This window comes from Streptococcus sp. GMD4S (genome assembly GCF_000296955.1).
The window spans coordinates 1-8,204 of record NZ_AJRE01000071.1; the positions used below are offsets into that span (position 1 = coordinate 1).

8 protein-coding genes are annotated in these 8,204 nt (G+C 42.0%); all 8 read left to right on the forward strand.

Annotated features, from left to right (window positions below; genetic code table 11):
* Positions 1-44: 44 nt before the first annotated feature.
* Entirely contained in the window at positions 45-512 is a 468-nt protein-coding gene (smpB, locus tag GMD4S_RS06260; RefSeq protein ID WP_001051742.1) for an SsrA-binding protein SmpB, read from the forward strand.
* 14 nt (positions 513-526) lie between these two features.
* Positions 527-1,387: an SAM-dependent methyltransferase TehB gene (tehB, locus tag GMD4S_RS06265; RefSeq protein ID WP_000413062.1), complete on the forward strand. Its 861-nt coding sequence runs from the start codon at positions 527-529 to the stop codon at positions 1,385-1,387.
* 175 nt (positions 1,388-1,562) lie between these two features.
* Positions 1,563-2,711 (forward strand): DUF1887 family protein, encoded by a 1,149-nt coding sequence (locus GMD4S_RS06270; protein ID WP_000202638.1) that lies wholly within the window; start codon positions 1,563-1,565, stop codon positions 2,709-2,711.
* A 76-nt stretch (positions 2,712-2,787) separates the two neighbouring features.
* Positions 2,788-3,744 (forward strand): competence protein CoiA, encoded by a 957-nt coding sequence (locus tag GMD4S_RS06275; protein ID WP_000495881.1) that lies wholly within the window; start codon positions 2,788-2,790, stop codon positions 3,742-3,744.
* Positions 3,745-3,762: 18 nt separating this feature from the next.
* A complete protein-coding gene (gene pepF, locus GMD4S_RS06280) occupies positions 3,763-5,565 on the forward strand; it encodes an oligoendopeptidase F (protein WP_000244095.1) in 1,803 nt (600 codons plus the stop codon).
* Between the two features lies 1 nt (position 5,566).
* Entirely contained in the window at positions 5,567-6,280 is a 714-nt protein-coding gene (locus GMD4S_RS06285; RefSeq protein ID WP_000230408.1) for an O-methyltransferase, read from the forward strand.
* 67 nt (positions 6,281-6,347) lie between these two features.
* The gene (gene prsA, locus GMD4S_RS06290; protein ID WP_000728080.1) at positions 6,348-7,289 is read left to right on the forward strand and encodes a peptidylprolyl isomerase PrsA; all 942 of its coding nucleotides are present in this window, start codon (positions 6,348-6,350) and stop codon (positions 7,287-7,289) included.
* A 187-nt stretch (positions 7,290-7,476) separates the two neighbouring features.
* Positions 7,477-8,204: FtsW/RodA/SpoVE family cell cycle protein (locus GMD4S_RS06295; protein WP_000703345.1), on the forward strand; the 728-nt coding region annotated here is incomplete at its 3' end.

The following is an 8,204-nucleotide window of genomic DNA, read 5'->3' on the forward strand; positions in this document are numbered from 1 at the left end:
CAAGAAACCTTTTTACAAAGAAGTAGCTAAGAAAGGAGCCAAGCATGGCAAAGGGCGAGGGAAAGGTCGTCGCACAAAATAAAAAGGCGCACCACGACTATACAATCGTTGATACGCTTGAAGCAGGAATGGTGCTGACAGGAACGGAAATCAAGAGCGTTCGAGCTGCTCGAATCAATCTCAAGGACGGCTTTGCCCAAGTAAAAAATGGGGAAGTCTGGCTGAGCAATGTTCATATCGCCCCTTACGAAGAGGGCAATATCTGGAACCAGGAACCAGAACGTCGTCGTAAACTTTTGCTCCATAAAAAACAAATTCAAAAATTGGAACAAGAGACCAAAGGGACAGGAATGACCCTTGTTCCCCTTAAAGTCTATATTAAAGATGGTTATGCTAAACTCCTTTTAGGACTTGCTAAAGGGAAACATGACTATGACAAACGGGAGTCTATCAAGCGTCGTGAACAAAACCGCGACATCGCGCGTGTGATGAAAGCTGTCAACCAGCGTTAAGAAGAGGAAGTAAAATGGAAAAATTAATTGCCTATAAACGGATGCCCTTGTGGAATAAACAAACCATGCCTGAAGCTGTTCAGCAAAAGCACAATACTAAAGTCGGCACTTGGGGAAAAATTACTGTGTTGAAAGGGGCTCTCAAGTTTATTGAGTTGACTGAAGATGGTGAGGTTCTAGCTGAACACCTCTTTGAGGCAGGGGCTGACAATCCCATGGCGCAACCGCAAGCCTGGCACCGAGTAGAGGCTGCAACAGACGATGTAGAGTGGTACTTGGAATTTTATTGTAAACCTGAGGATTATTTCCCTAAGAAATACCAGACTAATCCAGTCCATTCAGAGGTCCTAGAGGCTATGCAGACGGTGAAACCTGGAAGAGCCTTGGATTTGGGTTGTGGTCAGGGGCGTAACTCTCTCTTTCTCGCACAGAATGGTTTTGATGTGACAGCTGTGGATCAAAATGAATTGTCCCTTGAAATCTTGCAAAGCATTGTGGAACAAGAGGATCTAGACATGCCTGTCGGACTTTATGATATCAATTCTGCCAGTGTTAGCCAAGACTATGATTTTATCGTTTCAACAGTTGTTCTGATGTTCCTACAAGCGAACCGCATTCCAGCTATTATCCAAAATATGCAGGAGCACACCACGGTCGGTGGTTACAATCTTATCGTCTGTGCCATGGATACAGAGGATTATCCTTGCTCAATCAACTTCCCATTCACTTTTAAAGAAGGGGAGTTGGCGGACTACTACAAGGATTGGGAATTGATTAAGTACAATGAAAACCCAGGACATCTGCACCGTCGTGATGAAAATGGTAATCGCATTCAACTACGCTTTGCGACTATGCTAGCCAAGAAAATCAAGTAAATCAAATCTTTACAAGCGAATAGAAACCACTTTACAAGGTTTCTATTCATTTTTATTTGCGATGGTAGAGTGGGGAAGCAGGATTTTATGCTATACTAGAAGTAGGAAATGTGAGCAGTAGAGCTGTATTATTTTTCTCTCGGCTTGAGAAAGTGTAGATGATGGAGGTGGTCCAATGACGAGTCTTTTGGTGGAGCTGTATGATCGGCATGTATTGGAAAAGAATGTCTACCAAGCCTTTATCAGTGATTGTGACGAGATTCTTTTTCTATCTTTGACGAAAATAAGCAATGAAGAGAAGCTCTCTCTCCGTCAGTTTATCATGGAAGAGGTACCTCATATTCAACGAGTGACCTTTCGTCAGTTATCCTTAGAACAACTAGCAGACCAGTTAGATTATTGTCTAGCAGGCTATGACCAAGTCCTTCTCGATGTTTTTGGTGGGGATTCGCTACTAGCCTTATCTCTCTATCAATACGGCTTGGATCGGCAGCTCCCCATCGTTGCCATGGATGTCGAGCAGAGAAAACAATACAAGTGGGTAGCCGGTCAGTTAGAAAAAGAAGACATGGACATTCCAACCCTAAGCATCCAACAGTTGATAGCCTTGCGTGGTGGAAAAATGCTCAAATCAAAACGCCCTATCCACTCAGCTCAGCAAATTGCAGCCATCAAAAAGCTAGCCAGCTCTGCCATTGCCAATCCTGCCCACTGGTATCAAGTGACCCAATTTTTCTCTCTAGCTAAGACCAATGACCTGCATGCTGAGACAGAAAAGATACTGGAAAACAATGGCAGGTATTATCACTATCCAGAATCCCTCATCCCTTTACTTGTGGAAGCAGGGATGCTTTGTATTGAAAGCGAGGACAAGAAACGAGTAGCATACAGCTTTCCAAGTCAAGAAGCTCAAGTCTTTTGCCGCAATAAGGGACATATTTTAGAGGTATATCTCTATCTCTTGGCGCTTGAATCTCAGCTGTTTGATGAGTGCATGATAGGCGGTGAGATTGATTGGAATGGCATCTTTCCAGAGGCAGACAATGTTCAAAATGAGATTGATGTTATTCTGAGAAAGGGCCGCTCGATTACCTTTATCTCCTGCAAGATGACAGATTTATCAGTTGAAGCCATCAACGAACTAGAAGTCTATGCCAATCATTTTGCTGGGGAGAGTTGCCTCAAGTTGATTGTTTGTACGGGGAAAATCAATCCAGCTTATGCCAATCGCTGCCAAGAATACGGCGTGCTGGTCATTAGAAGTGAGCAGATTCCCAATCTCATTCCCATGCTAAAAAAATATTCTAAGAGACAAAAAAGATAAGAAATAATATTAAGAAAGGCTGGAATTCCAGTCTTTTTTTCTTCTTTTTCGAATAAATGAGAAAAGGAGGTAGCCCATGTTTGTAGCCAGAGATGCCAAGGGGAATTTGGTGAATGCCCTTGAAAAAGATGTGACCAAGCAAGCTTATACTTGTCCAGCCTGTGGGGGCAGACTACGATTACGCCAAGGACAGAGTATTCGAACGCACTTTGCCCATGAAAGGTTAAGGGATTGCATCGCTATTTTCGAGAATGAAAGTCCAGAACACATGGGCAACAAAGAGGCCCTTTATCATTGGGCCAAGAAGGACAATCAGGTCGCCTTGGAATATAGTCTGCCCGAGATTCAGCAGGTTGCGGATGTTCTCGTCAATGGGAAACTAGCACTAGAAGTTCAGTGCAGTCCCTTGTCTCAAAAGCTTTTAGGCGATAGAAGTCAAGGATACCGCAGCCAGGGCTATCAGGTTATCTGGCTACTGGGAGAAAAACTCTGGTTAAAAGAGCGATTAACACAATTGCAAAGGGGATTTCTCTATTTTAGTCAAAATATGGGTTTCTTTGTTTGGGAACTGGATCTCAAAAGGAAAATTTTGAGACTCAAATATCTTCTGCATCAGGACCTACGTGGCAAGCTTCATTTTCAGGTCAAAGAATTTCCCTATGGTCAAGGAAATCTCTTGGAAATTCTACGATTTCCTTATCAGAAACAAAAACTGCCTCGTTTTGCAGTTGTGCAAGATTCAACTATCTGTCACTACATTCGCCAGCAGTTGTACTATCAAACGCCCTACTGGATGAAAAAACAGGAGGAAGCTTATTATCAAGGAGACAATCTATTAAACCGTCAACTTGACGACTGGTATCCCCAGGTCAGACCGATAGCATCAGGTGATTTTTTGCAGATTGAAACGGATTTGGCTAGCTATTATAGAAATTTTCAGGCTTACTATCAAAAAAATCAGAAAAATAATCTCCAAAAGCTCTATCCACCAGCCTTTTATCACTTATATTTCTCAAAAAATGTGGTAAAATAGAAAGGATGGAGGAATCTTATGGTTTTACAACGACATGAAATAAATGAAAAAGATACATGGGATCTTTCAACAATCTACCCAACAGACCAGGCTTGGGAAGAAGCCTTGAAAGATTTAACTGAAAAAGTACAAACAGCGTCCCAGTATGAGGGGCATCTCTTGGATAGTGCAGACAGTTTGCTTGAGATTACAGAATTTTCACTTGATTTGGAACGCCAAGTTGAAAAGCTTTATGTCTATGCACATATGAAAAATGACCAGGACACGCGTGAAGCCAAGTATCAAGAGTACTATGCCAAGGCAATGACCCTATACAGTCAGTTAGAACAAGCCTTTTCATTCTATGAACCTGAGTTTATGGAGATTAGCGAAGAGCAGTATGCGGCCTTCCTAGAAGCTCAACCAAAACTCCAAGTTTACAAACACTTTTTTGACAAGCTCTTGCAAAAGAAAGACCATGTTCTTTCGCAACGTGAGGAAGAATTGCTTGCTGGAGCAGGAGAAATCTTTGGCGCTGCTAGTGAAACCTTCGCTATTTTGGACAATGCGGATATTAGCTTCCCATATGTCCTTGATGACGAAGGCAAGGAAGTGCAACTCTCACACGGTACTTACATCCATTTGATGGAGTCTAAAAACCGTGAAGTGCGTCGTGGTGCCTATGAAGCCCTTTATGCGACTTACGAGCAATTCCAACATACTTATGCTAAGACTTTGCAGACAAATGTTAAGGTGCAAAACTACCGAGCAAAAGTTCGCAACTATAAGAGTGCTCGCCATGCAGCCCTCGCAGCAAATTTTGTTCCAGAAAGTGTCTATGACAATCTAGTAGCAGCAGTTCGCAAGCATTTGCCGCTCTTGCATCGTTACCTAGAACTTCGTTCTAAAATCTTGGGTATTTCCGACCTCAAGATGTACGATGTCTACACACCGCTTTCGTCAGTAGATTATAGCTTTACCTACGAAGAAGCCTTGAAAAAAGCAGAAGAGGCCTTGGCGGTCTTGGGTGACGACTACTTGAGCCGTGTTAAACGTGCCTTCAGTGAGCGTTGGATTGATGTCTATGAAAACCAAGGCAAGCGTTCTGGTGCCTACTCTGGTGGTTCTTACGATACCAATGCCTTTATGCTTCTCAACTGGCAGGACAATCTAGACAATCTCTTTACCCTTGTCCATGAAACAGGTCACAGTATGCACTCTAGCTATACTCGAGAAACCCAACCTTATGTTTACGGAGATTACTCTATCTTCTTGGCTGAGATTGCCTCAACAACAAATGAAAATATCTTGACGGAGAAATTACTGGAAGAAGTAGAAGATGATGCAACTCGTTTTGCAATTCTCAATAACTTCCTAGATGGTTTCCGTGGAACAGTTTTCCGTCAAACTCAATTCGCTGAGTTTGAACATGCTATCCACCAAGCAGACCAAAATGGAGAAGTCTTGACAAGTGATTTCCTCAATAAACTCTACGCTGACTTGAACCAAGAGTACTATGGACTCAGCAAGGAAGACAATCCTCAGATCCAATACGAGTGGGCACGCATTCCTCACTTCTACTATAACTACTATGTTTATCAGTATTCAACTGGTTTTGCAGCTGCTTCAGCCTTAGCTGAAAAGATTGTCCATGGTAGTCAAGAAGATCGTGACCGCTATATCGACTACCTCAAGGCAGGTAAGTCAGACTATCCACTCAATGTCATGAGAAAAGCGGGAGTGGATATGGAGAAGGAAGACTATCTCAACGATGCCTTTGCAGTCTTTGAACGTCGCTTGAACGAGTTTGAAGCCCTTGTTGAAAAATTGGGACTAGCTTAAGATGGTAGAGTCTTATAGTAAAAATGCCAATCACAATATGCGTCGGCCCGTCGTCAAGGAAGAAATCGTTGAACTCATGCGCCAGCGTCAAAAGCAGGTGACAGGTTCTTTGAAAGAATTGGAGACCTTTGCTCGCAAGGAGAACATTCCCATCATTCCCCATGAAACGGTCGCGTATTTTCGATTTCTCATGGAGACCATACAGCCCAAGAACATTTTGGAGATTGGGACGGCAATTGGTTTTTCAGCCCTCTTGATGGCGGAACATGCGCCAGATGCCAAGATTACAACCATTGACCGTAATCTTGAGATGATAGGCTTTGCCAAGGAAAACTTTGCCCAGTTTGACAGTCGTAAGCAAATCACCTTACTTGAAGGTGATGCTGTTGATGTTTTATCTACTTTGACAGAAACATATGATTTTGTCTTTATGGATTCGGCCAAGTCCAAGTACATCGTCTTTCTACCAGAAATCCTCAAGCACTTGGAAGTTGGTGGAGTAGTGGTCTTGGATGATATTTTCCAAGGAGGAGATGTTGCCAAGGACATCATGGAAGTCCGCCGTGGTCAACGAACCATTTACCGTGGTTTGCAAAGACTTTTCGACGCAACTTTGGACAATCCAGGTTTAACAGCAACTCTAGTTCCACTTGGAGATGGTATTCTCATGCTACGAAAGAATCTAGCAGAAGTAGAGCTTCCTGAGAGCGAATGATTTTCAGAAAAATTTAAGAAATTATAGTAAAATAGATAAGGTAACACTTACCGTAAAAGGAGTAAAAATGAAGAAAAAACTTATGGCAGGAGCCATCACACTTTTATCAGTAGCAACACTTGCAGCTTGTTCAAACAGTTCTGAAGGAAAAGATTTGATCAGCATGAAGGGCGATGTGATTACAGAGCATCAATTCTTTGAAGAAGTAAAGAACAATCCAACTGCACAACAAGTCTTGCTCAATATGACCATCCAAAAAGTATTTGAACAACAATATGGATCAGAGGTAACGGATAAAGATGTGGATGATGCCGTTGCTGAAGAACAAAAGAAATACGGCGATAGCTACAACAGCGTGCTTCAACGTGCAGGTATGACACCTGAGACTCGTAAAGCTCAAATCCGCACTAGCAAATTGGTTGAATTGGCAGTTAAGAAGGCTGCTGAGAGTGAGTTGACAGACGAAGCTTACCAAAAAGCTTTTGAGTCTTACACACCAGATGTAACAGCTCAAATCATCCGTTTGGATAATGAAGACAAGGCAAAAGAAGTACTTGAGAAAGCTAAAGCAGAAGGTGCAGATTTTGCTCAGTTGGCAAAAGACAACTCTAACGACGACAAAACAAAAGAAAATGGTGGAGAAATCACTTTTGACTCTGCTTCTACAGAACTTCCAGAACAAGTCAAGAAAGCAGCCTTTGCCTTGGATGTGAACGGGGTTTCTGATGTGATTACAGCTACTGGAACACAAGCCTACAGCAGTCAGTTCTACATCATCAAAGTAACGAAGAAAACAGAAAAATCTTCTAATATAGAGGATTATAAAGAAAAATTGAAGACCATCATCTTGACTCAAAAACAAAATGATTCAGCCTTTGTTCAAGGAGTAATTGGTAAAGAATTGCAAGCAGCAAACATCAAGGTTAAGGATCAAGCCTTCCAAAACATCTTCACCCAATACATCGGTGGTGGTGACTCAAGCTCAAGCAGCAGCTCTTCATCTAACTAAGAAATCAAAAAACAAATCTCAAAAGAGATTTGTTTTTTTATACCTGATACTAGAAAATGAGTAAAATTCGAAGGATTAAAGGATAAGAGTTTTTTTCTTTCTGAAAAAGTGGTATAATAGCAATCAAAACTAGAAAATAAAACGGAATTGGGAACAGAAACGTCTGTTCCTATTAGAGTGGTGAAATATGAAAATTAGTAAAAGGCACCTACTAAACTATTCCATTTTGATTCCTTACTTCCTTTTATCGATTTTGGGTCTGATTGTGGTGTACTCGACAACGAGTGCAACCTTGATCGAAGAAGGGAAAAGTGCCTTTCAATTGGTGCGTAACCAGGGGATCTTTTGGATAGCTAGTTTGGTTCTGATTGCCTTAATCTATAAATTAAAATTAGGTTTCCTAAGAAATGGGCGTCTTATTTTTATCGTAATGATTGTGGAGATGGTTCTTTTAGCTCTGGCGCGACTGGTCGGAACACCTGTCAATGGAGCATACGGATGGATCTCTGTAGGACCTGTAACGATTCAGCCTGCGGAATACCTTAAGATTATCATCATCTGGTACCTGGCACATCGATTTTCAAAACAACAAGATGAGATTGCGGTTTATGACTTCCAGGTTTTGACACAGAATCAGTGGCTGCCTCGAGCTTTTAATGACTGGCGTTTTGTTCTGCTGGTTCTGATTGGTAGCTTGGGAATTTTCCCAGACTTGGGAAATGCGACCATCTTGGTCTTAGTGGCGCTCATCATGTATACGGTTAGTGGGATTGCCTATCGTTGGTTCTCGACCATTCTAGCTCTCTTGGCAGGAAGTTCAATGTTAGTCTTGTCTGTCATTCGCTTTGTTGGGGTTGAAAAGTTCTCTCAAATTCCGCTATTTGGTTACGTTGCTAAACGTTTCAGTGCCTTTTT

Excerpts from the sequence above, each read along its gene's own strand:
- smpB (WP_001051742.1), top strand. The coding sequence starts at position 45 with ATGGCAAAGGGCGAGGGAAAGGTCGTCGCACAAAATAAAAAGGCGCAC.
- tehB (WP_000413062.1), top strand. The coding sequence starts at position 527 with ATGGAAAAATTAATTGCCTATAAACGGATGCCCTTGTGGAATAAACAA.
- GMD4S_RS06270 (WP_000202638.1), top strand. The coding sequence starts at position 1,563 with ATGACGAGTCTTTTGGTGGAGCTGTATGATCGGCATGTATTGGAAAAG.
- GMD4S_RS06275 (WP_000495881.1), top strand. The coding sequence starts at position 2,788 with ATGTTTGTAGCCAGAGATGCCAAGGGGAATTTGGTGAATGCCCTTGAA.
- pepF (WP_000244095.1), top strand. The coding sequence starts at position 3,763 with ATGGTTTTACAACGACATGAAATAAATGAAAAAGATACATGGGATCTT.
- GMD4S_RS06285 (WP_000230408.1), top strand. The coding sequence starts at position 5,567 with ATGGTAGAGTCTTATAGTAAAAATGCCAATCACAATATGCGTCGGCCC.
- prsA (WP_000728080.1), top strand. The coding sequence starts at position 6,348 with ATGAAGAAAAAACTTATGGCAGGAGCCATCACACTTTTATCAGTAGCA.